At 47.0% G+C, this 24,565-nt stretch carries 25 protein-coding genes and 1 pseudogene; 8 read left to right on the top strand and 18 right to left on the bottom strand.

Annotated features, from left to right (window positions below; genetic code table 11):
* Positions 1-9 precede the first annotated feature (9 nt).
* Complete coding sequence (gene nirB, locus BJP58_RS00240; protein ID WP_194542278.1) at positions 10-2,442, bottom strand: nitrite reductase large subunit NirB; 2,433 nt, start codon at positions 2,440-2,442, stop codon at positions 10-12.
* Positions 2,443-2,794: 352 nt separating this feature from the next.
* Here nirB and BJP58_RS00235 point away from each other — a divergent pair, with 352 nt between their 5' ends.
* Positions 2,795-3,418 (top strand): ANTAR domain-containing response regulator, encoded by a 624-nt coding sequence (locus BJP58_RS00235; protein WP_194542277.1) that lies wholly within the window; start codon positions 2,795-2,797, stop codon positions 3,416-3,418.
* Positions 3,415-4,484: pseudogene (locus BJP58_RS00230) on the top strand (anthranilate phosphoribosyltransferase). The gene BJP58_RS00235 and the pseudogene BJP58_RS00230 overlap by 4 nt, the downstream one beginning before the upstream one ends.
* 51 nt (positions 4,485-4,535) lie before the next feature.
* Here BJP58_RS00230 and BJP58_RS00225 read toward each other — a convergent pair.
* From BJP58_RS00225 to BJP58_RS00210, 4 genes are all read right to left on the bottom strand, one after another.
* Positions 4,536-4,649 (bottom strand): sporulation protein YjcZ, encoded by a 114-nt coding sequence (locus BJP58_RS00225; protein WP_194542276.1) that lies wholly within the window; start codon positions 4,647-4,649, stop codon positions 4,536-4,538.
* 131 nt (positions 4,650-4,780) lie between these two features.
* Complete coding sequence (locus tag BJP58_RS00220; RefSeq protein ID WP_194542275.1) at positions 4,781-5,572, bottom strand: hypothetical protein; 792 nt, start codon at positions 5,570-5,572, stop codon at positions 4,781-4,783.
* 117 nt (positions 5,573-5,689) lie between these two features.
* Positions 5,690-6,655 (bottom strand): superinfection exclusion B family protein, encoded by a 966-nt coding sequence (locus BJP58_RS00215; protein WP_233354839.1) that lies wholly within the window; start codon positions 6,653-6,655, stop codon positions 5,690-5,692.
* On the bottom strand, positions 6,616-7,152 hold the full coding sequence (locus tag BJP58_RS00210; RefSeq protein WP_233354838.1) for an RNA polymerase sigma factor: 537 nt from the start codon (positions 7,150-7,152) through the stop codon (positions 6,616-6,618). The genes BJP58_RS00215 and BJP58_RS00210 overlap by 40 nt, the downstream gene beginning before the upstream one ends.
* A 379-nt stretch (positions 7,153-7,531) precedes the next feature.
* Here BJP58_RS00210 and BJP58_RS00205 point away from each other — a divergent pair, with 379 nt between their 5' ends.
* Positions 7,532-7,969, top strand: coding sequence for an SgcJ/EcaC family oxidoreductase (locus tag BJP58_RS00205; protein ID WP_194542273.1), 438 nt, complete (start codon positions 7,532-7,534; stop codon positions 7,967-7,969).
* A 149-nt stretch (positions 7,970-8,118) separates the two neighbouring features.
* On the opposite strand, the gene BJP58_RS00200 is transcribed toward BJP58_RS00205, so the two are convergent.
* The 6 genes from BJP58_RS00200 to BJP58_RS00170 form a co-directional block, all read right to left on the bottom strand.
* Entirely contained in the window at positions 8,119-8,616 is a 498-nt protein-coding gene (locus BJP58_RS00200) for a hypothetical protein (RefSeq protein WP_194542272.1), read from the bottom strand.
* Between the two features lie 34 nt (positions 8,617-8,650).
* Positions 8,651-9,967, bottom strand: a complete 1,317-nt coding sequence (locus BJP58_RS33395; RefSeq protein ID WP_233354837.1) for a sigma-70 family RNA polymerase sigma factor — start codon at positions 9,965-9,967, stop codon at positions 8,651-8,653.
* Between the two features lie 149 nt (positions 9,968-10,116).
* On the bottom strand, positions 10,117-10,377 hold the full coding sequence (locus tag BJP58_RS33390) for a hypothetical protein (RefSeq protein ID WP_233354836.1): 261 nt from the start codon (positions 10,375-10,377) through the stop codon (positions 10,117-10,119).
* Positions 10,378-10,567: 190 nt separating this feature from the next.
* Positions 10,568-10,837: a hypothetical protein gene (locus BJP58_RS33385; protein WP_233354835.1), complete on the bottom strand. Its 270-nt coding sequence runs from the start codon at positions 10,835-10,837 to the stop codon at positions 10,568-10,570.
* A gap of 173 nt (positions 10,838-11,010) precedes the next feature.
* Positions 11,011-11,604 carry a DJ-1/PfpI family protein gene (locus BJP58_RS00175; RefSeq protein ID WP_194542270.1) on the bottom strand — a complete coding sequence of 198 codons (594 nt, stop codon included), beginning with the start codon at positions 11,602-11,604 and terminating at the stop codon, positions 11,011-11,013.
* A 183-nt stretch (positions 11,605-11,787) separates the two neighbouring features.
* Positions 11,788-12,642 carry a manganese catalase family protein gene (locus BJP58_RS00170; RefSeq protein ID WP_194544753.1) on the bottom strand — a complete coding sequence of 285 codons (855 nt, stop codon included), beginning with the start codon at positions 12,640-12,642 and terminating at the stop codon, positions 11,788-11,790.
* Between the two features lie 187 nt (positions 12,643-12,829).
* Here BJP58_RS00170 and BJP58_RS00165 point away from each other — a divergent pair, with 187 nt between their 5' ends.
* Positions 12,830-13,342: a DUF3231 family protein gene (locus tag BJP58_RS00165; RefSeq protein ID WP_194542269.1), complete on the top strand. Its 513-nt coding sequence runs from the start codon at positions 12,830-12,832 to the stop codon at positions 13,340-13,342.
* 92 nt (positions 13,343-13,434) lie between these two features.
* Here BJP58_RS00165 and BJP58_RS00160 read toward each other — a convergent pair whose 3' ends face one another.
* Entirely contained in the window at positions 13,435-13,785 is a 351-nt protein-coding gene (locus BJP58_RS00160; protein WP_194542268.1) for a DUF2512 family protein, read from the bottom strand.
* A gap of 45 nt (positions 13,786-13,830) precedes the next feature.
* On the bottom strand, positions 13,831-14,835 hold the full coding sequence (locus BJP58_RS00155) for a DMT family transporter (RefSeq protein ID WP_233354834.1): 1,005 nt from the start codon (positions 14,833-14,835) through the stop codon (positions 13,831-13,833).
* Positions 14,836-14,984: 149 nt separating this feature from the next.
* Between BJP58_RS00155 and pdxR the strand changes: the two genes are divergently transcribed.
* Positions 14,985-16,382: a MocR-like pyridoxine biosynthesis transcription factor PdxR gene (gene pdxR / locus BJP58_RS00150; protein WP_194542266.1), complete on the top strand. Its 1,398-nt coding sequence runs from the start codon at positions 14,985-14,987 to the stop codon at positions 16,380-16,382.
* A gap of 67 nt (positions 16,383-16,449) precedes the next feature.
* Here the strand turns inward: pdxR and BJP58_RS00145 are convergent, their stop codons facing one another.
* Positions 16,450-17,109 carry an FMN-dependent NADH-azoreductase gene (locus BJP58_RS00145; protein WP_194542265.1) on the bottom strand — a complete coding sequence of 220 codons (660 nt, stop codon included), beginning with the start codon at positions 17,107-17,109 and terminating at the stop codon, positions 16,450-16,452.
* Between the two features lie 140 nt (positions 17,110-17,249).
* Here BJP58_RS00145 and BJP58_RS00140 point away from each other — a divergent pair, with 140 nt between their 5' ends.
* From BJP58_RS00140 to BJP58_RS00130, 3 genes are read left to right on the top strand one after another with little or no spacing between them, the layout of a single operon-like run.
* Positions 17,250-18,584, top strand: a complete 1,335-nt coding sequence (locus BJP58_RS00140; protein ID WP_194542264.1) for a spore germination protein — start codon at positions 17,250-17,252, stop codon at positions 18,582-18,584.
* Complete coding sequence (locus BJP58_RS00135) at positions 18,577-19,671, top strand: GerAB/ArcD/ProY family transporter (RefSeq protein ID WP_194542263.1); 1,095 nt, start codon at positions 18,577-18,579, stop codon at positions 19,669-19,671. Before BJP58_RS00140 ends, BJP58_RS00135 begins: the two co-directional genes overlap by 8 nt.
* 1 nt (position 19,672) lies before the next feature.
* Positions 19,673-20,755, top strand: coding sequence for a Ger(x)C family spore germination protein (locus BJP58_RS00130; protein WP_194542262.1), 1,083 nt, complete (start codon positions 19,673-19,675; stop codon positions 20,753-20,755).
* Between the two features lie 110 nt (positions 20,756-20,865).
* On the opposite strand, the gene BJP58_RS00125 is transcribed toward BJP58_RS00130, so the two are convergent.
* From BJP58_RS00125 to BJP58_RS00110, 4 genes are all read right to left on the bottom strand, one after another.
* On the bottom strand, positions 20,866-21,012 hold the full coding sequence (locus BJP58_RS00125) for a hypothetical protein (RefSeq protein ID WP_233354833.1): 147 nt from the start codon (positions 21,010-21,012) through the stop codon (positions 20,866-20,868).
* 13 nt (positions 21,013-21,025) lie between these two features.
* Positions 21,026-21,331, bottom strand: a complete 306-nt coding sequence (locus BJP58_RS00120; protein WP_194542261.1) for a Dabb family protein — start codon at positions 21,329-21,331, stop codon at positions 21,026-21,028.
* 206 nt (positions 21,332-21,537) lie between these two features.
* Positions 21,538-23,142, bottom strand: a complete 1,605-nt coding sequence (locus tag BJP58_RS00115; protein ID WP_194542260.1) for an alkaline phosphatase family protein — start codon at positions 23,140-23,142, stop codon at positions 21,538-21,540.
* A gap of 129 nt (positions 23,143-23,271) precedes the next feature.
* Positions 23,272-24,483: a Bcr/CflA family efflux MFS transporter gene (locus tag BJP58_RS00110; protein WP_194542259.1), complete on the bottom strand. Its 1,212-nt coding sequence runs from the start codon at positions 24,481-24,483 to the stop codon at positions 23,272-23,274.
* Positions 24,484-24,565 lie beyond the last annotated feature (82 nt).

Below are 24,565 nucleotides of genomic sequence, written 5' to 3'. Positions count from 1 at the left end.
GGATTCCCCCTATTTCGTCACTGGTTCAGCATCAGGCAAAGGCACGAAGTTTTTACGAAGTCCGCTGTCCGCCGTAATTTCCTTCCATGGATCCTGCTGCTTGCTTAAAGCCAGCTTTATTCTCGAGAAGAGCGCGACGCGGTCCTCTTTCTTCTCTAATGCCTTTTTCACATGATCCAGGCCTACTCGCTCGATCCAAACCGATGTACGCTCATTCCACTGCGCGTTTTCCCGATAGTATTGGATAAATGCCCCGGCCCATTCGAGCACCTCATCTTCCGTCTTCACGATGCACAATAACTCCGTAGCCCGAACATGAACGCCTCCATTGCCGCCGACGTGCAGTTCCCATCCACCATCAATCGCTACGACTCCAAAATCCTTGATGGTCGCTTCTGCGCAATTTCTAGGACATCCGGAAACCGCAAGTTTCACTTTGGCTGGGGTGCTCAGCCGCTCAAACTCTTTCTCCAAGCGTACGCCCATGCCTATGGAATCCTGGGTGCCGAATCGGCAAAACGTGGACCCCACGCAAGTTTTAACCGTACGGAGCGCTTTACCGTAAGCATACCCGGAAGGCATATCGAGCTCCTCCCACATCTTCGGCAGATCCTCCTTCTTGACGCCAAGCAGGTCGATCCGCTGTCCGCCTGTAATCTTTACCATCGGCACATCGAATTTTTCCGCAATCTCCGCGATTTTCTTTAGCTCCGAAGGCGACGTCACCCCGCCATATATTCTGGGAACGACGGAATACGTGCCGTCCTTCTGAATGTTGGCATGATAACGCTCGTTCGTGAAGCGGGATTCCTTCTCATCGACGTAGGTTTCCGGAAACAGCATGCCCAGATAGTAGTTCAACGATGGCCGGCATTTAGAACATCCCTCCGGATTCTCCCATCCCAGCACATTCATCACTTCTTTGACGGTTCCAAGTCCAAGACGGGTAATTTCTGCGATAATTTCATCCCGTCCTAGCGAAGTACACCCGCATATCCCTTCTTTTACGGGTTCCCCTGCTGCATCTCCGGCGTATAACTGAACCAGTCCCTCAACAAGAGGTTTGCAGCCGCCGCAGGATCCCGATGCTTTTGTACAAGCTTTAACGGAAGCAACGGTGTTGCAATTTTTCGTGAGAATGGCATCTTTTATCGTTTCTTTCGACACACCGTTACAACCGCAAATGATCTCATCATCCGCTAGCTGAGCCAGCCGCTGTTCCGCCGATACTGCACCGGCGTTACCCGTAAAGCCTAACAGAAGCTCCTTCTCCCGGCCCTTGATGGATTCGCCGCTTTTCATGAGCGAGAACAGCTTTGGCCCGTCTCCCGTATCGCCGAACATAACAGCTCCGATGAGCTGGTCATCGCGGATGACAATTTTTTTATATACACCTTCAACTTCGTCCTGGTACCGCATCGACCTGGATCCTTCCGGGTCTGCAAAATGACCTGCCGAGAATACATCTACACCGGAGATCTTCAATTTAGTAGATAGTACGGACCCGCCATAACCACTTGTCTCCACACCTGCCAGATGCTTGGCGAGCACGGCTCCCTGCTCGTAGAGCGGAGCGACAAGCCCATACGCAATCCCACGATGCTCGGCGCATTCACCGACCGCGTAGATCCCCGGGATGCTCGTCTCCATATAGTCGTTCACGATAATTCCCCGGTTGACTTCAATTCCCGCGGATTGTGCCAGCATGACGTTGGGCTTGATCCCGACAGCCATGACAACCAGATCCGTTTCAACGCGCGTCCCATCCGTGAAGCGGAGCTCCTTGACCCGCTTTCGGCCCATAATGGCCTCTGAATTTTTACTAAGCAGGAACTTCATGCCTTGGGCTTCCAATTCCAGCTGCAGCATTTTCGCAGCGGTCTCATCTAATTGCCGTTCCATGATATAGGGACTAAGGTGAACCACTGAAACATCCATCCCGAGATGGAGCAGTCCTCTTGCTGCTTCAAGACCAAGCAATCCTCCGCCGATGACCACGGCTTTCTTATATTTTTTGGAAGTCTCCACCATAATCTCGCAATCCTTAATATCCCGGAAGGCAATAACTCCCTCCTTGTCTGCGCCAGGCAGAGGAAGCATAAACGGATTCGAACCGGTTGCGATGATCAATGAATCATACTCGGCCGCAGCTCCTTGATCGGAGTACACTTTACGGTTCTTGGTATCGATCCGGGTTACGGTGTGGCCGCTATATAGATGGATGTTATTCTCTTTGTACCAATCCCAATCGTTGATTATAATTTCCTGCATGTCGGCTCCGCCTGCAAGAACGGAAGACAGCATAATCCGGTTGTAATTCGGATGCGGCTCAGATCCGAATATCGTGATTTCATACGCCTCAGGCGTAAGCTTAATCAAATGCTCGATTGCCCGTACCCCTGCCATACCATTCCCGATCATTACTAACTTCTTTTTTGTCATGGTTTGCGCTCCCCTCCGTCTAACACCTTTGAATATACTTGTTGATTCATCAGAAGCCTTACAGAAACCAAAATAGCCTGCATTCGCTCCAGTAGAGTAGGCATACTCTTACCGGAACGAAAGCAGGCTTCTTTGCCGCTAATGGGATACACCGTTGTATCCGAAATTTAAAGTTCTTGAGGGAAATATACAATACCCTCGTGCCAACTGTCAACATATTTGACATGAAAAGAAGAAAATTAATTAAATATCGACATCCACCTGTGATATATGTTATATAATTTAACATAATATCTATTTTTACTGACAGCTTATATCTGACGGATATCATTTATGAAAGGAGCGTCAATCCATGCGTTCATTGCTGGTTATCCACCATCCGGTCCCTGCTTCAGAGCGAAGTGACACAGATGCCAGGGCGCTTCTTCCGGAGTTTATCCTTCGTTCTTATGGATACAAGGTCCTCCTTGCCCGAAGTGAGAAGCAAGCGCTGGCTGGAATCGTGGAAGCAGACGGAACGGTTCTCCACCTCCCGGTTGCCGCAATCAAATCGTGGTCCAATACCCTTGAACAACAAAAGCGCGTTCCGGTTCTGTGGTGGTGCAGCGATCATGCCGCTTCGCAATCTCTCGAAGCATGTGAGGATGATGTTATCATTGATGGACTTTTATTTCCCGCCATGAAGGAGCATGAGCTGCATTGGACGCTGCATTTTAGCTCCAAGCATTTTTACGAACGAGAGCAGTGGCATAACGAAAGAACGCAGCTCCTTGCTCGCATTGAAGAGCGTAAATGGATTGATATGGCCAAAGGCATTCTATGCAAGATGAAAAATATTTCGGAATCCGAAGCATACGATGTCCTGCGCAAACAGGCGATGAATGAAAGAAAAAGAATGGTGGATGTCGCAACCTCGATCGTCAAGTTGTATCAATTGCTGCAGGAGACCGGTTCAGGAGGTGCAAAAAAATCATGATCCACTTATTAAAAGAAGTCGGCCGCGGCAAGCGGGGCGCGCGTGACCTAACTTACGAGGAAGCGCTGCAGGCTGCAGAATCGATTCTCGGATTGCAGGCAACCCCTGCTCAGATCGGTGCCTTTTTCATTGCGGAACGCATCAAAATGGAAAGCGTGGAAGAATTGGAGGCATTTGTGCAGGTTTGCCGTGAATATGCGGACCGTTCGTTTGTACATGAGGGTGTAGACTGTGCAGGACCTTATGATGGCAGAAAGTCCTCTTTTTTCTCTACGTTAGCCACCGCGTTTGTACTGGCTGCTGCTGATCTGCCTGTCACTCTGCATGGAACCGCATCACTGCCCCGAAGTGGGGGATCACATTATCAGATATACTCGCGGAGAAGGGGATATCCGGATCGTTACTGGCAAAAGAATCATGCATCCGTGCAGCCCATCAATCTGGCGTATTATATGTACATGCTGAGGAATGGTGTCCCCCGCTTAAGAATCTTCGCCCGATCCGGGAGGAGCTCGGTATGCGGACCGTGCTCAATACGGCCGAAAAGTTTGTGGATTACGCCCATTCCCCTTTCCTAACTTTCGGCGTATACCATAACACGGTCTTTGACCGTTTAAGCCGACTGATCCTAAAACTCGGTTATCGGAAAGCGATCATCATTCAGGGAAGTGAAGGCTCCGATGAACTGTTCATTCACCGGCCCACGCGGACTTACCGGGTTGAGAACGGTGAAGCCAGCCTCCATATCATCGATCCGGAAACTTACGGACTTGATACGCCCGTTCCGGACATAAGCTGGACACCCGCCGAACAGGCTGATGTTACAGAACAGGTTCTGCAGGGCAAAGCGGACATCGCTTTTATGTACCAGGTTCTGCTGAATGGAGCTGTACGTTTACAGTTGGCGGATAAGGTCAGATCCGTTGAGGAAGGGATCTATACTTGCAAGGCACTGCTGGATTCGGGTAAACCGTGGGAGTTATACGACAAATGGTTGTCCCTGCTTTTAGAGCCTGTCCCACATGATGGTTGGACCTCGCCAATCGTCAGACAGGTTTCTCATTAATACAGAAGAAACCCGCACCGGGCAAGCGGTGCGGGTTTCATTTAATACCTATTAAACTCCAAATCCAAATCCGAATGCAGAAACGATGATGACCAAGAGAATGAAGAGTACCAGTACTGCTCCAACGGAACCATATCCTCCGCCATATCCACCAACTTCACCCATTGTTCTAACCTCCTTTACTTTTCCGAACACAACATCCTATGCTCGATATTTCAAAGAGCTTAGACTATAGAGAAATAAAATAAAAACAGACTGGCGTTGAGTCAATATGAATATGGACTCTTAAGAATAACTTATTTCGCAATCATTTTCTTGGCATAGTTCAGCACATCCGATTTGGCGCTCTCCGCCCAAATGCTATACCGGATCTGCTGCTCTTCATCCACCCAATCCAGGTGATCCCTTCCCTTGGAATCGGCTGTGTAGACACATTCCACTCCGTTAATGACGATGGTTTCCTTCTTCTCGTTCGGTTTCTTCTGCGGCACAGGCGTTCCACCCATTGGCTGTTCAGGGACAATATAACTCGCAACGACTTGAAGCTTTACGTTTCCTTTATCAAAATTCATAACCGCCGCGGACGCTTCATTCGACTTCATGATGTCGGAATATACGAATTTCTCGCCGTTTGCTGCCTTCGCTTTTAATTCCTGCTCAATTTCTTTGTACAAGCTAGACGTTCTTTCAGGACTCTTTAAGTATAAAATCGCGTTCTGGTATGAATAACTCTTCGGCAAGTCAGCAGGCTTGGTAAGCGTAGGAGCGTTCAATGCCTTTGCCTTCGCCACATAGTCCGCATACTTGGTATGAACAAAGCCTATAGACGTAAAGTAAAATCCATCTAACCGGTTATATTCCTGGTCCGCAACATAATACGCAACCATCTGCCCTGCTTTAAGTTTGTTACTGAGCTCCTTGATACGATCATCATACGATACGGATGTCTTCTCCGGTATAGCAGTAGAAGCCGCTGCCTTCGTCTGCGGAACAGACATGCTTGCAGTGCTTGCTGCATAACCATTCGCGGAACCGATCATCATCGTTGCTGCGAGAAATAAAGCGACCTTCATCTTGTTTTTCATCATGGTAAAATTCGTGCTCCTTTCGGCGGTAAGGCCTTTTAAAATAGTGTTGAATTTCATCTCATATAACACCTTGCCGACAACAAAAGGGACATTTTGTAAAAAATAATGGAAAAGCGTTTATTCCGAAACAAGACCGGCTGCAATCTTCGCAAACTCATCCTTGGATAGCGGATCCTTTGGATCATCCGTAATTATATATAGCACCTCTTCACTGTCGCTTAACCAAGTCAAGCTGCGCGTTTCATTTGTCTGATCGGCAGAAAAAATCATTTCTTTCCCATTTACCGTCAGTTTTACGGCTTGATTTGTGAGCACTCCAGCTTTTGGGCCCTTCTCTCGTGCAAAAGCTAAAATCCTGATCCGATTATCGCCTTTACGATATTCCATTCCTGTAGAGGCAATCTTGGACCAAGGAACAATTTTATAGTACAGTCCCTGTTCTTCATCCGACTTCTCCGCCTGCTCTTTAAGTTCATTTAGAAGACTTTCGTACCCCGGTGTTCCCCACACGGGTTCGTTTCTAATTTGAATCCGTCCAAAATCAAATCGGTACCCTTCGGGTACATAATCAGGTTTCCGAAGTAGGGGCGCATCCTTCTCCTCAATTTCTTTTGCGAGTTCTTGATAATTCGGATGCTTTGTCGCCATATAAAAATAGTTCAGTGGATATTTTTTGGTAGATGAAGTCAGATGCTGATCCTTGATATAATATACAGCCTGTTCTCCGGGCTTTAACCTCTTGCTCAGCTCTTCTTCCGTCTCTTTTTTACGTTTGGAATTATATTCCGACTCGGAGTATTTCCATGGCTTTATGGTAGACAGAATAACTTTGCCTTCCTTGTTCTTGATCTGAATCAGGTATTGGCTTGCATAAACGCTAATAGACGAAAGAATCAAAATCGCAGTAAGCATCGCAATAATCAAGGTTTTCTTACGATTTCCGGCATTTCTTCCTTGTTTCTTCTGGTGAATTTGACGCACCCTGTGCATGATGGCGGGGGTCACGTCCACCTCTTCTTCCACGGAGTGCAGTTCCATGCCTCTCAGAATTCGATCTTGCTCCGGCTGTCCCGAATCTCGCATAACTCCGTCCCCTCCTTCTCCTGAATCAGCTTGATGACTTTCTGTTTCATCCGAGCATACTTTTTCTTCACTGCACTGAGATTCTTATCCAGAATCTGCGCAATCTCCGTGAATGGCTTATCTTCGAACACCCGCAGCACGAGCAGATTTCGCTCTTCAACCGAAAGCTTGGTCATGGCATATTCCAGCGGTTCGCTGAACCACCTGCGCTCCAGCATCTGCTCCACGCTATCAGCATAACCTGCCGGTTTGATGAGTCGGTTCACTCGCATACGAACTTGTCTCTTGCGAAGCAGATTAAGACAATGATGATAGGCAATCTTGTATAACCATGATGTGAACGATACCTTCGCTTGATAGGTATGAAGCTTGGTGAACGCCTTGATGAAGATATCCTGGACGGCATCCTGCGCGTCCTGCTTGCAGCCGAGCATCCGGCAGCAATATATGTAGATCTGTTTTTTATACGTATCGACGATAGGCTCGAAACTATCCACCTCACCGGCCTTAACGCGCCTCACGCACTCCTCTATCGAATCCAATTCGAAGACGCACCTCCGCGTAAATCTTATTTACGTTTGTATAACACCTCTTCTGCCAAAAAAGGGACACCTGTAACATAAATAAAAAAACAACCCATACCCCAAGTATGAATTGTTTTGATGTAATGTCGATCTTTTCTTGTATCAATAACGAGGTCTTCGAACGTCTGGATGATCCCCTTCTCGCTTATATACCTGAAGGCATATGCTCCTGCCATAAAATATATTTTTAATTATATATCTTATCATCTAAGATGAAATCACAGAAATCAATGGTTAAGGCCGAAGAGGTATCGGCCCATAATGCAGTAAAAATAAAAGGAGGTTATTCGCAATGTCCAACATCCAGGAAAATCACAAGGTATTAGAGGAGCAGGAAGGTCGCTTCATTAGACAAACGATTGCCGATTTGGAATCGGCATTTAATCAACATGATGCCGATGCCTTGGACCGTCACTTTACCCAAGACTCCACCTGGGTCAATGTGATGGGGGAGATGCTCTCAGGCTGGGAGCAAATAAATAACGCACATAAAGTTGTTTTAAAAGGGCCGCTTCTTCATTCATACGCAAAGTATTTCGTTGAGAAACTTGTATTCTTACGCCAGGATGTGGCCATCGCGCATATACGACAGTATCCGGCTACATCGAAGGGGGAACTCATCGAAGACGGGCAAGGTAGCTTGGCAATCTATGTGATGGTCAAGGATCAAGACACATGGCTCCTTGCTGCGGGTCAGAATACTTTAATCCAGTCGCACCGTAAAGGATAACCACAATAAGCTTGAGTCTATCAACCATGCAGCTTAAACAACATTTCCCATATTAAAACCCAGGTTCCCGATGATAGGATCGGGAACCTGGGTTCATTTAGTCCATCTATTGGTTCATACGGTTTTGAACGGTTAAACCGTGCAATTTCTTAACTCCGTGGAGATCGTTTTTTTCCGGCGATAAGCAGTCCACCCGCAATAATGACAACCGCCGCGCCGACCCAGATCCATGGACTCGGACCCGCTTCTTCCGCTGCAACCACATCGGCTTCAGCCGCATTCGCTCCATAGAGAATCGCTTGCTCTCCTTCCACCACCTGAACGATATCACGTCCAAACTTCGCATAAAGGAATTCTGCATGCTGTTCATTGTATGGTGTAATGCCAACCTCAACCTTATCACCGACCACCCCCGTGTGAGTCACAGTAAAACCCTGTGCGGAAAGCTCTTCTTGACCTGCACCGGCAACATATTCGTCAATCTCCGCTTGTTTGTTAGTCAGACGATCTTCCGCCGCGGAAGCCAAGTGCGAGGATGTTGATACCGCGCTATCCGGCGCAGCCAAGGCAGAACCGGCCCCAACTACGAGCAAAGCGCTCCCCAACAGCAGTATCTTGCCCCAATGCTTCATATTTATCTTTTTCATATCTCATTACCTCCTGATTTTTCTGTATGATCGATTATGGATCTGGATTCATAACCGGTTCCATGGACCGGGCAATTTGAAGGGCTTCCTCTTGACTCACAAGACCTGAGATCATAAAGTGAATATGATCTGTGTACCAATGGAGCTGAACATTAGGAACCATCCCTCCGTTGTCTTGAATCGGCTCGCCTCTGATCAAATAGCCTTCGACACCGTTCAAGTCCACTTTTTCATCGAAATACTGGGGCATATTCACTTTGTCATCTTTGTTTACAAACAGACCGAATGAACGGTCGCCTGCTGTGTAACTGATTACCGCTTCCGTAGCTGCCTCTTCTTTCGGACCTGTTACCGAAATTTGATGAAGGGAGAAGCCCTCCGGAAGATAGGACGGAATACGAAGCTTATCACCAAAGGCTTGCCTTGCCTCATCATAGCTGCCGAGAATTCGTAGTTCGTTATTCGAAATACCCGGCGGATTCTCGATCGGGGCATCAGGACCAGGATCTTTTAGGAGCGCAGGTGGCTCCTGCACAGGAGGCGCTCCCGGAGTTTTAATGAAGTTAGGCTCAGCGAAAATGAGGAGTAATCCGATGAGCGCAGCAGCGACTGCTGCTCCGGCGAACCATGGATACCGTCTTTTTTTCGTTCTTCGCTCCTGATTCTCCAGCTGCTTTCGTTCTCGTTCTGCAAGCTGCTTTACCTTCTCTTGCATATCCGTATCGAAGTGAAGGGTTCCTAACAGGAGGTCATCCGCTTCGTTTTTTATAAGGTCCCGAAGTTGGTCGTCCTGGAATGTCATTGTGCGAGTCCCTCCTTTGCCAGGTATTCGCCAAGAAGCTCTCTTGCCCGGTGAAGCCTTCGGGCGAACGGTCCCTTCCGGTGCTCCGGTAGCTTCCGCGATTTCACGAGTTCCCAGGTCAAGATAGTAATACAAGTAAATAACCTCATGATAATGAACCGGCAGTTCGGCAATATATTTAAGAATAGTTGTTTGATCTAGGCGCTCCATGGCTTCCTCCTCCACACTGCGGAGTGCGGAGCTTTCCAGCAGCAGCGGGTCCGTCGGTTGCTCTTGTGTCATTTTTAAACCCAGTTTATCCCGGCATGCATTAATTGCAATCTTCGTCAGCCACGTCTTCACACTGCTCTCCCCCCGGAATGATGTCCAATGGCGAAAAGCCCGCAGGAAAACCTCCTGGCTAACGTCCTCCGCTAAATGTCGATCACCTAGGTAGAAGTAGGCTGTACGCAGTATGGAAGTGCCATACTCCATCATGAATTGCTCCAGCGCCAGGGAGGGCTCAGACGGAAATCTTGATTTGTCGTTAGGGCCGGCCGGCCTTGCCATCTGTTGACCACCTCCATACCCTTTAGACGGCTAAACTCTCCATTCCGCTACATCAATGGCAAAATAAAAGTTTAAAAGCTGAAGAATGCCTGACAAGGTAACAAAAAAACAACCGATCGTAATCGACCGGTTGGACTTTCCCTCAAACTTTACTTCAATGATGCCAGCGATGAGTCAAACTGGAAGATCAGCTTCTCATTGTCGTCCCTCGCAGCCACAAATTCCTGCACGCGTGAGTCCGAAACATAGTTGCTCATCGTCTTTCTCCAGAATGCCTGCGCCCGCGTATTGCGATCCATGGCATTCGTCTGGACTTCCCAGCTGCCGGCATGCTTGCGGAACACTTGTGATGCAGCATTCTCCGCAACATGTTTGCCTCGAAAGGGCTTCAAAACTAAAAACTCATTCATGTAAAATTCACTGCCATATGTATATGGCGGGGTTGCTACCAGAGCAAATCCTGCCGGGATGCCATCCACTCGAATGCCATCCCCATATCCCTGATAAATCATGCAAATACAGCGGATATATATTATTAATGATAAATTTGGTGGAAGAATCGGTTAACTCCACGGTAACTTTCATATGCTCTCCTCCGTTCTAGACATAACCCAAACTCTTGAAATACTGCATTTTGCGATCTATAAAACCTTCATCATAGTCGGCAATGCCTGCAAACTCCGAATCTTGAAAACATAATCCAAAAAGCCAAAGCTGCCGAATGGCAACAAAAAACGGGACAGCGGCAAGATCATTTTCGCTGAGGGATCTAATAATTTTCACAACGCTGCCGATATCATAATGATGTTGGATATGTAACCCTACCGCTTGCTTGGATAGAAGCGAGTAGGTGACAGGAAATAAACTCAAATCATATCCCTCCTTGCACTCAAGGGTATCATCCTCAACCAACGCTTACATATAGGCTGTATGATTATAATTATTTTTTATATAAACCGCGGTACGTCGTCATCACAAAAAAAAAGCAATAAGCTCTGTCTTCTTCCGACAGGCTTACTGCTTAAAATCCATTTCGTCTCTAATCATGATTTCTTTGTAAATCCCATAAGCTCTTTCACATGCATTGTATTTTCCAAGGATGTCAGCTTTTCCAGTAAAGTGAATGCCACTTCAAAAGCCGTTGCCGGGTTGCATGAGGTGATCAGGTTTCCATCCACAACGATCTGCTCATCCACGACATGGGCACCGAATTCCCGCAGCTGCGATTTTCGGACGCTGGTCGGGTGATCATACGTCGTGGCTTTTCGTCCCTCCAGCACGCCGGCTTTGCCAAGCGTAAGAGCTGCAACGCAGATTGTGGCAATCCACTTGCCCTGCTCATGAAATTCCCGAATGATCTTGGAGAACCTGGAGTCGTATCCATCGTTATAAAAGCCCGCTTCCTCGAACCCGCCAGGAATCGCCAGAGCATCGTAATCCTCCACCTTCACCGAGTCCAGCGTGACCTCGGGAATGACGGTAAAATTCCACGTGCATTTCAATCTGTCATGCAGTCCCGCGGTCACTACCTGGGTTGTCCCGTCTCCCTCCAGGTTGTTCCACCCCAGTACATCCGTAAATACACTCGCTTCCACAGCTTCAAATCCATCCGCCAACAGCAAAAGCACTTTTTTCAAAAGCCATCCTCCCCCGTCCTTGTCACTCTATATGATCTTAAAGATATCCCGATCTTTCGGATTGTGTTCTATCTTACTATACTTATCTCTAAATTCAAAAGATAAATAAATAAAAACAAACAAAAAAAGCAGTCCGATGACTGCCTCTTTTGGTTCAATAGCCTGCATATCCAAACAGATGAATTACTGATTTAAATCGTATAACCCAGGTGCATGCTCGTTGGCCAGCTCAGGCATCACAGGTAACGGGAACCCCTCCGGAGGTTGAACCACTTGCAGTTCCCCGCCATTTCTGCTTGGGGTTTGACCGCTAAAGATTTCGCCGATTCGTGTATCATCCAGCCTGAAGTTGAATTGTGCGTTATGGAAGCCCATATCTACGTATTTTTGACACTCCGGATATTTATGGATGTCATAATTCGGAACGGGGAATATTTTACCCCATTCAACGCCCAGCGTCTCCAGCGCTTTGGCAAACGCATTTTGATGCGCGTTATCCCGTACAATCAGGAAAGCCAACGTTTCACGGAAGGTTTTGTTTGTGCTCATCTCATAGATTCGCGTTTTTTGGAGCACTCCCGTTGATTCGAGCACGACATTATCAAGTAAATTACTAACCAAATTTCCGTGATCGTACACGTAATTACCCTGCCATGGGTTTCCTGCGGCATCAACAGGCAAAGAACTTTGGGCCCCCATAATGAAGTGATGCGGATTCGCATGCTTAATCGCTTCATTCAGCGGAGCACCGTCCGCTCCGGCATTACCTGCGCCTTCTGCGCCCGCGCCTGTCAGCAGCTGGTTTATTGTATGTTGAACCAACTCAACATGGCTTATCTCCTCCAAGAAAACGCCACGGATCAAGTCACGGTATTGAGTTGCGTTCCCTCTGAAATTATTGCTTTGGAAAAAGAACTGCATCAACGTCCGCATTTCGCCGAATCGGCCGCCTAACGTTTCCTGCAGCACTTTTGCAGCTGCTGGATCGGGTTTATCCGGAACGATCAGATTGATCAGATCCTCTTTGTAAAAATACATGTAACGTCCTCCCGCTTCCTCAATATTGTCACGAATCCAGTTTGCGTTAATGTCCCATTTCCCATGCATCCGCACCTTCAGACAATGATTTCCTCGAAAAATGCCTGTACCTGCTTCGAAAGAATTAAAAGATACTCTCCTGCACATAATGACTCTGTTTGTATTAAACACAAAAGGAGAGAACAACTTGGGAATTCTAAGCGGCAATCCTAAAAATGAGCCTATGCATTATGGTGAAATCTTCAGTGTATGGGAAACGTCCATGATGGCAAAAGGCATGGTTTCCTGCTACGAGGCTTATATGAGTCACGCAGGCGATAAAGATCTCAAAAATATGCTAAAAGATCTGCTGGATCAAGCAAAACTTGAGATTAAAGAATGTGATGAACTGCTTACAGATAACGGAATCGCCCCTGCACCGGGACTTCCCGAAAGACCCCCGGCCAAACTTGAGGATATTCCAGTAGGTGCAAGATTCACAGATCCTGAAATTGCAGCCAAAATCGCTGCTGATACATCACTCGGACTCGTATCATGCAGTAAAACCATGGGGATGTCCATCCGGGAGGATATTGGAGCCTTATTCGCTAAATATCATCTCACCAAGACGGCGCTGGGTGTGCGGATCCTCCAGATGAATAAGGAAAAAGGCTGGCTCATTCCTCCTCCTCTTCAAATCAAGAGACCTGAAGAAAAATAGCCCAAAGCACAAAAACACGCTGATCTCCGATGAGGTCAGCGTGTTTTTTCTTTGTTTAAAATTTGTTAATCACAGATTGACCTTGCCGAAACTCAAGCCCGTTGTTTTTGAACAGGCTCGTGGTCCCGAAGGAGCCACATGTGGTAGAAATATTCAAAGATACCGGCTAACACCGTAATCAGCAAGATCTCCGGTAAGGTCAAGGTCCAGTTCGCCGATTCGCTGATAATCCACAGCATGACGAATACCAGTCCCGCATCTCCAATGGTAGCCATCATGTTATTCGTCCTCGGCAAAATTAAAAGATCACCCACCAGATAAGCAACAATCCCGATACCCAAAGCAGCAATAACCGCTGATGCAAACGTAGCATTCGATAGACCGACTAGGATTGCCGTAATCATAACACCATGCACCAGAAGCTTAACTAGTAATTTCTCCATTCGGATCACTCTCCTTATCCTTAATGTTATCCCTCTTATCATTTATTACCCAATTTTATCTGTTCTACGTTTCCCTCCGTCTGGATCCATGCGTTCATTTCGAACTCCAGATATCATTCCATGGTCAGAGACAGGCTGCATGGACAATTTACCGGTTTGTGCTTGATTTCTCCCAATCAGAATCATACCTATAATGACCAGGAGTCCCCCGCACCACTGCTCCCAGCCGGCCGATTCCTTTAATAGGATGACCGAGAGCATTAAAGCGGTGAATGGCATCATCCCCGAAAAAGCTGCGGCCGTTGAAGCCTGGCACCGCTTGATGCCGGCATACCAACAAATAAAAGCCAGCGCCGTTACAATAGGTCCATACCATACCAGAGCCAACCACTCCTTTAGCCCGATCGCTGATAGTGAAGCTGCGGGGTTCTCAAACCATGAAGGAACCAGGCAGAGCATGAGGGCAAGTGCAGAGACCAATGTCGTTTGGACTATAGGATGAATATTCTCATCGTATGTCTTGTTTTGCTTGACTGAACTGATCCGAGACAGGATGTTAAAGTAAGATTCACTCGCTGCTGCGCAGAGGACTAGCGCGTTACCCCGTATATGATGAAGGGAAAATGAAACATCCGATGAAAATAACCCCTGGATCACGATAACGCCTCCCACCGTACTTAGAACACCTACTAGCTTGGTGCGGTTCATCGATTCTTTCAGCAGCATGCCGGCCAGAATAACGGTAAAGGCAGGCGTGGCACCCGTTAAGATTCCGGCTTCAGCAGAACTTGTATGTTGTAGGCCGTACAGTAAAAACATCCGAAACAGAAACATTCCAAATAACGCCTGGAAGAATAGAATCCTCCACTCTCTTATCGATAAACGACGGACCGTCTTCATCAGGTTCCTCAGGCACAGCGGCAGCAAACACAGAAGCGCAAAGAACAAGCTGACTGCGGTAATGGTGAAAACCCCTAATCTTTCGTTCAAAAACCAACCGGTAATAACCGAAGTGCCCGCAAGTGAAAATGCGCCCAACAGATACAACATCCCTTTCCAACGCTCCAAACAATCACATCCCCCAACCATCCTAGGACTAATAGACATTGATATATGCTACAATCATAGAGTGTGAACTGGTATGGAAAAAGTGCCAGTTAAACTAGAATTTATACAGACCAGTTGGAGGTCATGCCCTAATGTGGGGAATTGAACTGATACGGAGCAGCGAAATTCCGCTGAAACGCCAGATTTATCTTGCCGTCCGGGACCAGATTATTAACGGGAAACTCAAGGAAGGCGAAGCACTGCCATCTACTCGTGTTTTGGCAAATGTGCTGCATGTTTCACGAAACACCGTAAATGAAGCTATTGAGATGCTGCTCGTCGAAGGCTTTGTCGTAAGCCGCCAGGGAGCACCGACCCGGATTGCCGAAGGTTTGTCTCTGGAGGTGCCTCCAGTCGAAGAACCGCCGAAGCGAGTAGAGAGTCCCCTATCTTTTTTAGTTGATTTCCGGACGGGCCAGCCGGAATTAAGGCAATTTCCACGGTATCTGTGGCAGCAGATCTCGCAGAAAACTTTAAGCGAGATGCCTCATGATCTGCTAGGTTATACGGGCCCCCAAGGTTTGCCGCGACTGCGCATGGAAATCGTTTCATGGCTTTACAGGAGCAAAGGGCTCTCCGTAGATCCTGAAGACGTCTTTATAACGGCAGGAGCTACCCATGCACTGCACGTCATTGCTGACTTGTTGTATGAGGATGGAATGGAAATTATGGTTGAAGACCCCTGCAACATCGAGATGCTGCAGACATTTATTAATAAGGGCTACAACGTCCAGCCTATTTCAGTGGATGAACATGGAATACAGCCAGACAAGCTGAAAGGAAAATCATCTTCACCCGTCTATATCACGCCTTCGCATCAATTTCCTCTAGGCGGAATCCTGCCCGCTGACCGACGTGCCGCGTTAATCCGTTTCGCACGAGAGAACCAAAGCTATATTATCGAGGATGATTATGACAGCGAATTCCGGTATTATGGTGATCCGGTATCGCCGTTATATGCCATGGACTCAGAGCGGGTAATCTATATCGGTACTTTTAGTAAAGTACTCTTTCCTGCTCTTCGAATTGGTTATGCGATACTTCCACCTAAGCTTCAGCAACGCTGGCGTTTTCTCCGCACTTATACGGATGTCCAGAATCCGCCGTTTGAGCAAGCAACACTGGCTGAGTTTTTACATACTCGAAAATTCGACAGACATATTAGGAAAATGCGGAGGTTATATGGTGAGCGTAGAGAGGTGCTTCTATCATCACTTAAAGAGTGTTTCGGGGAGGCCTGGCACCCCTGGGGAGATGCGGCAGGACTGCATCTTGCCGTTGAGTTTCCCGGAATTCATTTTGATGAGTCGTTCAGAGAAAAAAGCCGGTTAAACAGAATACGCATTACGCCTGTGGAGCATCACAGTATTCAGAAGGGCATGCATGTAAACAAGCTGCTTTTGGGTTACGGTCATCTGAACCCTGATGAGATCCGCATAAACATGGCGTCATTGCTCACCTATTTGAAGGAGCAGGGCCACTATGAATGAACGAAGGAAAGGCTGCCGGGTTGGCAGCCTTGTTTAATTGATATACAGAGCAGAACTCTATCTTCCCTTACTTACTTGATGTCTCAATTTTCTTACCTGCAAGACGTTTCGCAGCTTCTTCGGCTTCCTTATAAGCCTGTTCTAGAATTTGATCCCTATCGAAAAATGCATTTCCTTGAGCCCGGATGATCTGATAATCCATAACCCCCATAAAGTTAAACATGGATTTTAGGTATTTATGCGAATATTCCACCTCGGTATACCAATCATTATTTGTATAAATGGCGTCACTCGCCTGAATGACCAGCAGACTGCGGCCATCGGTTAGCAAACCTTCCGAACCCTTCTCCGTATATTGGAACGTCTCTCGTGCAATGAGGATGTTATCGATATAATCCTTAAGCTTCGAAGGAACGTTGAAATTGTGCATCGGCAAGACGATGACATATTTCCGTGCCGCCTTAAATTGCTGTAGAATGGCGGACGTGCGGACCGTTAGCTGTTGTTCCTCTTCGCTAAGCAGCTCCCCTCTTCCCTGTTTGCTCCGTAGCTCTAGAATCATATGATCTATGGCAGGTATAGAATCACGGTATAAATCGATTTGTTCTATTGCTCCTACTGGGCTCCATTTCGTGTACGCCTCCAAAAAATGCTGAAGCACCTGCAGGCTGACCGATGTCGCTGACTCCACCCTCGGATGTGCGTTGATGATGAGCATGTTCTCCATCGTATATCTCTCCTTTTTCGTCTATTTCATAATGTAGACAAATAAGGCACGCCAAGTGTGACATCAATTAAGCTTTTTTGCATAAATCAATGGCTGTAATGGAAATGATATCTAATATACCGGCGCGTGGGAGTGAATATATGGATCTCAAAGAAAGCCTTGCTGAGTATTTCAAAGCGAATGCTGATTATTTCAATGTAGAAATTCGATTGCAGCAGTATCAAGTTCAAGTGATTGGTTTAGATTCGTTAGTTGATCTGCCCCAGAGTATCGCATCCCTTCAAACTCAAACCTCAAATCTGGTCAAAACCTCCCTGCCGCCCGCTAAGCTTCTTAAAATTTTGGGCGAGCTTGTAGAACCTAATCTGGCATCGATTATACCTGACATCATGAAGGGCCACCTGATCCTGCTGGAGCCTCTGTCAGGGACATGCTGTGCCGTTCTTCCGATATCGAAAAATGTCACCCGCTCGGTCTCAGCGCCTGAAACGGAAAGTACGGTATACGGCTCCAGCAGCTCTTTTCTGGAGGATATCCATACGAATATCGGCATCCTCCGAAAACACTGCACCGGATCCAGCCTTCAGGTAGAAGCGTACACGGCAGGGTCAAGTCACCCCAAGTCGTTAATGCTAATTTATCAAGAGGACAGGATCAAACCCCAGTTACTGCAATCCATTCAAGCGAAGATCAGAGCAGGATTACACCAGGATGTTCAACATATCCAACAGCTTGAGAACATGCTGGGATTAAACAAGTGGTCGTTCGTAACCAACTTCAACATGACGGAATTACCGCAAAATGCAGCTCACGCCCTTCAACAAGGTAAAGTGGTATTTATGATTGACCGTCATCCTTTTGCAATCATTTTACCCAGTCTCGTCATGGATATGTTCTGCATGAAGGACGATCATAATTACCCTCGCACCTTCATGTACCTTATCCGTCTTTTGCGAATTGTGGGCGTCTTGATCGCAACGATTATTCCTGGGTTATATGTGGCCTTAGTGTCCATTAATCCTGAAGTACTGCGGCTTCAGCTGGCCTTGTCGATTGCTAACAGCCGGCAGGACGTACCTTATCCCGCCTTTGTCGAAACGCTGCTGCTCCTCATCGTTCTAGAGCTCATTCTTGAAGCAAGTGTTCGACTTCCAAAAAGCGTGGGACCCACGATTACGATGGTTGGCGGTATTATACTGGGCCAGGCAGCCGTGTCCGCTAAACTTGTCAGCAACCTTCTGATTATCGTGCTGGCGGGTACCACGATCGCTTCTTCTACTGTAGTGGGGTTTCAGAACGCTGTATCTGTTCGCGTGTTCAAATACCTGCTGATCATTTTATCCGCCATCTATGGGATGTTGGGGCTCCTTGCTGGAATCGTGGTCATCTGTGCCTATATGGGTCATCAAAAAAGCATGGGCATTCCTTACTTGTCATTTCCAACATTAAATCAGAAGGATGATCGCAATGGATAAGAGTGGTTATCAAGCAGCCATCGTGTATGTGGTTTGTCATATGGGTCTTATCTTTTTTCTCTATCCTTCCGATTTGTTTTCAGCCATGGACATGGGGCATTGGATCGGAATTTCCATAAGCTATGCACTGCATGCGATAGCCCTCTACATGTATGTCAAAGGACTGCAATGGGCCGCGCATCGGAATGTCGTGGATATTTTCGGGAGCGTCGGCAAATTTCTTCCGTGGCTACTCCTGCTGCCTGCCTTGCTCTACTTCGGCGTAGCCATTATCATAACGATCCGAGCTTATTCCGAGATGCTCACCTTAGTATTCTTATCGAGCACGCCGCTGTGGGCGATCCAGTTGTTACTGATATCCATTGCTTTCCTCATGGCTTGGCAAGGAATGAGCAGCATGGCCCGAACCAGTGTCCTGCTGGTTATCCTGTTCACAATCCCCATCCTTTTTGTTCTCTGCTTTAGCTTTCAAAATGTGGATTGGTATTACTTGCTGCCGATCATTGACCCTGGTCAATCGTTCCATTTTCTTGCGAAACCTGATTTTCTGGTCAGTTTATTCGTATATGCGGGCGGCTTCTTTTTCCTGGGGCTGTTGCCGCCCTCTATACAGATCAGCACCAAAAAAATGATGCTAGGCTGTCTCTTGCTGTTTCCCATGTTCTTATTGTCCGTATATTTGCCGCTTCTGACCTTTGGTCACGCAACCGCCGAATTATATGAATTCCCCATGCTAATGACGATAGACACCGTGAACATTACATGGCTTTTATTTGATCGGGTCACAATCTTCTTTTTATTGAGTTTGATGGCTTTTGCATTTCTGTACCTGGGTGTGACGTTATGGGTTCTCGTCACGCTTGCGAAGCGGGCCGTCCCGTTCATTCCTCAAAACGTTCTCCTGATTGCGCTGACCATCGGATTGTTTGCCATATCCATCGCCATCCCCAACTGGGACTACCTTAAGACGCTGCAAGGGTGGATAATTCCACTGAGGCTGTATATGTTCCTGGTGATTCCGCTGATCACGTTTATCATCGGTTGGCGGCACAAGCATAAAGCGAACCGTACGACGGAGGTAACTTAATATGGACAAGCTTGCCACCATCCGAATTACCTTTAAATTCGTTCTCCTGCTGGTTGCGATGGTTCCCTTCGTAACCGGTTGCTGGGATATCAAAGACATTAACCATCGCTCGCTTCCGGTCATTATGGGCATTTCGTTAACCGAGGAGAATCAATACAAGGTGTTTCTGGATATTCCGGCAACCAATGAAACGAGCACCGTAAATATCGTTTCGGAAACGGGTGACACCATCAATAAAATTATTGATCATATTAGCATGAATATGGAGACTCAGGTCGATTTGCTGCATTTGAAAATCGTCATCGTGGATAAAAATTTTGCCCGTAACGGCATGGAAGACATTATCTCCGCGTTTAATCGTTCCAGAGACATCTCCTCCAAAACGCTATTTGCCATCAGTGATCAAGGGCTGGATCAATTCTTTTCGGATATGGCAGCCAAATCGGAGCACAGCGGCAATATCATTTATGATTTTTTTGAAGAAAACGCCGGCTGGAACCCTCAATTGGCGGATACCCGGATATGGCAAATGTTTCGCAGCATTCATTCCTATACGCATGATGTCATCGTCCCGATCATACGTTCAGGAAGATCCACAAGTATCGAATGCATGGGTTCGGCCATCATCAAGAATGGCAGAATGACGGGTCAAATCGGATCCGATGAAACGTTAGTAGCCAATGCCTTTTATGGAAAAAGCGCATTCGGCAAGGTGGAGATTATGGACAGCACCACCGTACAAATCATTAGCAACAGGCTTACCCATCACAGCTGGATGAAGAATGATAAGCCTTACCTCCGCAGCCATCTCAGGCTGAAGGTCACCATTCTAGATTCCAGGGGGCATCTAACGGAAGAACAAATTAAGGAGAGGCTGGAGGCGCTGTTGACCTCTCGTCTGGATCAAATGTTCAAGAAAACGCAAAAAGAACAAGCCGATATCTTTGCCTTGGGCCAATATTTCAGAAATCACCTGAATCGTGAACAGCTGCGGGATTGGAGAACCACTTACTACCCGAATCTGGATTTCAAACTGCATGTAACAACCATCATTGAGAATCGGGGTAATCTGAAGAACCTATAAATTCAGGATAACGGATTAGACTGCATCAATATTCATCAAAAAAAACTGCACCTCCCATTGTTAGATCATGTCTAACAGTGGGAGGTGCAGTTCAACCGGCGATCCATAGGTTACGTGATATGCCCTAGGATTTCACCCAAAGCATCAAGCAGCGCTTGATTTTCTTCCGCGGTTCCTACCGAAATCCGAATATGCTCAGGCAGTCCCCAACCTTTGGCGTAGCGGACGATGATCCCCCGCTCCAGCAGCTTATTCATGTGAATTCATCTTCTACACTTCGCTGTAATCGATCTCCAAAAACTGTTCGACTTCCTTCTTCCAGCGGTTCTCGACGAAGTCCACATGCTGCGGGTGCACATTATAGGCATCATAATCGGCTTCGTTCTCAAACACCATCGAGAAGCCGAAATCATATGTATTTTTAGGACTGATTTGCTTGAATATCTTAAAGTCTTGAACCGTTGGAATCGTGCTGAGGGCAGATCGTCCATCCTCCAGGAAACGCTGCTCCTCCGCTGAGCCTTTCTCATGTTTAAGCGAAAAAATAACGGAATGAATGATTCGGTTGGTCGTCATGTTCGTACAGCTCCTTTATTAAAATTCTTATAAGGTTGAGATCATCTTGTACAGCTAAGAGTTACATCATATTATAACGGCAAAATTCAAATAAATCGCTATAAAAAAGGCACCCTTTTCCATAAAATCGGAAAAAGGTGCCTAATATCAAGCAAACTACACTACACCGGCCAAGTCGTAGAACATGATGGTATAGCCTCTGCAAATTATTTTGTCTTCTTAACGTGATTTGTCAGCAGATCAAGTAAATAGGCTTTTAGATCAACCATTCGTAGATGCTCAGGCTTTTCGTCAGTTCCAACAATGATAAGCGGGACAAGCGACTCGGTTCGACGGAGCGAGCCATGACCCCCGCCCCCCTCATGTGTTGGTGAACTTCGGTCTGCCAATTCGTATCCCGGTTTAGCCGTCACGACCAAAAATTTACCTTTATGAGAATTCAGCGAACCGGACAACCTCTCCAGCACATCGGGATATTGTCCGTAATCCAAGGTTCGATGATCGGCATTTAATGTAAGGTCCAGCACCTCGGCATCCTGCTTCACGGTCCACGTTTGTTTATAGCGATCGATCAGGTTACCTTTCGCCTTATATCGGAGTTCTTTCAAAGTGGACCCTTGAAGGACATGCATCCATTCGTTTTCTTTCCAAGCAACAAAGTCGATACGGTCATCCTTGCTCAGGATTTCCGCCAAGCTTCGCAGGGAACGATTGGGTTTGAAATTATATACATAAGCCATCGTTTCATTGACTGCAAGGGCGACCTCGGTTTCAGCTTCTACCTCTTCGCCCGGCTTTAGAACGGAGATGCCTCTCAACATAGCTGGCATATCAATCACGGAACGCTGATTTGCTGGAAGAAGCTGTGTCATTCCGCTGTCCCCGGCGATGACGAAAATAGCTTCATTTAACGCTTTTTCCCGCGAACCGAAGGAATTCAATACGGATTGGAGCTGCTGATCCAGCTCTTTGACTCCTTCAAGCGAAGACGGACCCTTCTTGTGAAGCTCCTGGTCCATATCCGGTAAATAAACATACAAAAAATCCGGCAGCTTGTTCGCTTGAATTAAATAGTTCAAAGCTTCTATTGCATACTTATTGTTTAGCCCCATCCGGTCGGTGAGATGATCAGGCAAATTCTCCGCACCTTCTAAGGGATTAGACAAGGCTCCCAAAGTTAGAAAATCCGGCCCCTTGACTTTTATTTTTTTCTGCAGTGTTGTCGGACCTTGAATCCAATCCGGTATCGTCAGCGTATGCTCGGTCGCTCCCCGATATATCAAGCCGTTAATCGATCCTGATTTCAAGCCAGCACGGGCTAAATCTTCATAGATCGTTCGTGAATTCGAGTTTAAATGTTTCCCGTTCAAATGGATTAATGCATCGGTCAGGACCGGATTGATGCCTTGTCTGAGGATTTCCATCGGTCCGGTACCGTAGTTGATCATTTTTTTATCGTCGGAAGAATACCATAGGAGACCCGGTATACCATGGTCATTCGGATTTTTCCCGGTTAACATCGTGCTGTCAATCGTAACGGACATCGTAGGAAATGAGCTAACCATATCCTTATGGTATTGTCCATGTTCAATCAAATACTGTATGGTGGGCAGCTGTTTTTGTGAAATGCCCTTATCGATCGCCTGTGCCATGAGTGAGTCGACCATCAGGAATATGACTTTCTTATGTGTGGCCCCTTGTTCGGATTTAACCCGCAGCAAATCCTGTTCGGCAGGTTTTTGATGCTGGCAGCCCACAATCGTGATCAATACAAGCGACAGCATTATGGTTATAATTCTCTTTATCTGCATTTCCATTCACCACCTTAGTACATTTTGTCACGGAGATGGGAATGTCATTCGAGGGATATTTTGCATATTTCTTTATGCCTGTTTGTCCTAAAAAAGAGAGGGCTTGTCGCCCTCTCACCAATCACAAAATCAGCTTTCCACTGGACTCCCCTGTGGTTTCGTCAATTTGAAGAATGATGCCGCGCCCAACACGGAAGTGAAGAACAATATGGCCCCCATCGGCACAGCTGTGGATTCGTCAATACCGACCAGCGGTGACAAAATCGAACCAAGCATCAAGGGCAGCAAACCAATGACAGCACTTGCGCTTCCTGCCCGATGACCTTGTTTCTCCATGGCCAGCGTAAATGTGCTGGTAGCCACCATGCCGATTGTAACCATATACATAAAGATCAAGATGACAATGATCGCGAGAGGCCCTCTGAGCATCGTCATGATCAGGAGCAGGAAGGTTGCACTTACGGAGACGATGACCCCGATTCGAAGCAAATTCCGCTCATGGATGATGCCGCCAAAACGACCAATAATAAAGCTCCCCGAAATAATGGCGATTCCATTGATTCCGAACAGCACGCTAAATACCTGCGGTGACACACCGTAAATTCCTTGGTATACAAACGGCGTCCCCGAAACGTAAGCAAAGCTCCCTCCGTGAATAAAGCCCACTGTCAACGCATATCCGATAAAGGATCGATCTTTGAACAAGCTTCCCATCGTACGCACGGAATGGGTAAGGGAGCTTGGCGTTCTTCTCTCCCGCGGCAAGGTTTCCTTCAACCGAAAAGCGACGATCAATACGATGACTGCACCGAACAAGCTTAAAAAATAAAAGATCGAATGCCAACTTGCACCCGGCATAAGCAAAATGGCTCCACCGGACATCGGTGCAACCATAGGGGCAACCGCATTAATGACGGATAATAAGGCAAAAAACTTCGTAAGCTCGCGACCGCTGAACACATCCCTTACTACGGCGCGCGAGATGACAAGGCCGGCAGCTGCCGTAAATCCCTGCAAGAATCTGGCGATGATAAGGGTCGTAATATCGGGTGCCAATGCACAGAATAAGGAAGAAAGAGCAAACAAGGCAAGCGATATGAGCAGCGGTCTTCTTCTTCCTTGCGCATCGCTGATCGGTCCCACAATGATTTGGCCAGCCGCAAGGCCGATCAGACAGGATGTCAAGCTAAGCTGTACGAGCGACGCCCGCGCGCTTAAATCATCGGCAATGTCGGGAAAGCTCGGCAAATACATATCGATATTGAACGGTCCTAATATGCCAAGCAAGCTGAGGAGCAAGGCTAATCCGAGGCGTTCTTTTCCTGTCGGGTTATGAAGCATATGTGTCAAACACCTCTACTCTACTATTTTTTTGTATTCCTATAATGTATCAGGTTTGTCCAAAATAGAATAGTGCGCCCGC

It is taken from the genome of Paenibacillus sp. JZ16, from assembly GCF_015326965.1.
In the GTDB taxonomy this organism is placed as follows: domain Bacteria; phylum Bacillota; class Bacilli; order Paenibacillales; family Paenibacillaceae; genus Paenibacillus_AQ.
This window is presented reverse-complemented; position numbering and strand designations above follow the sequence as displayed.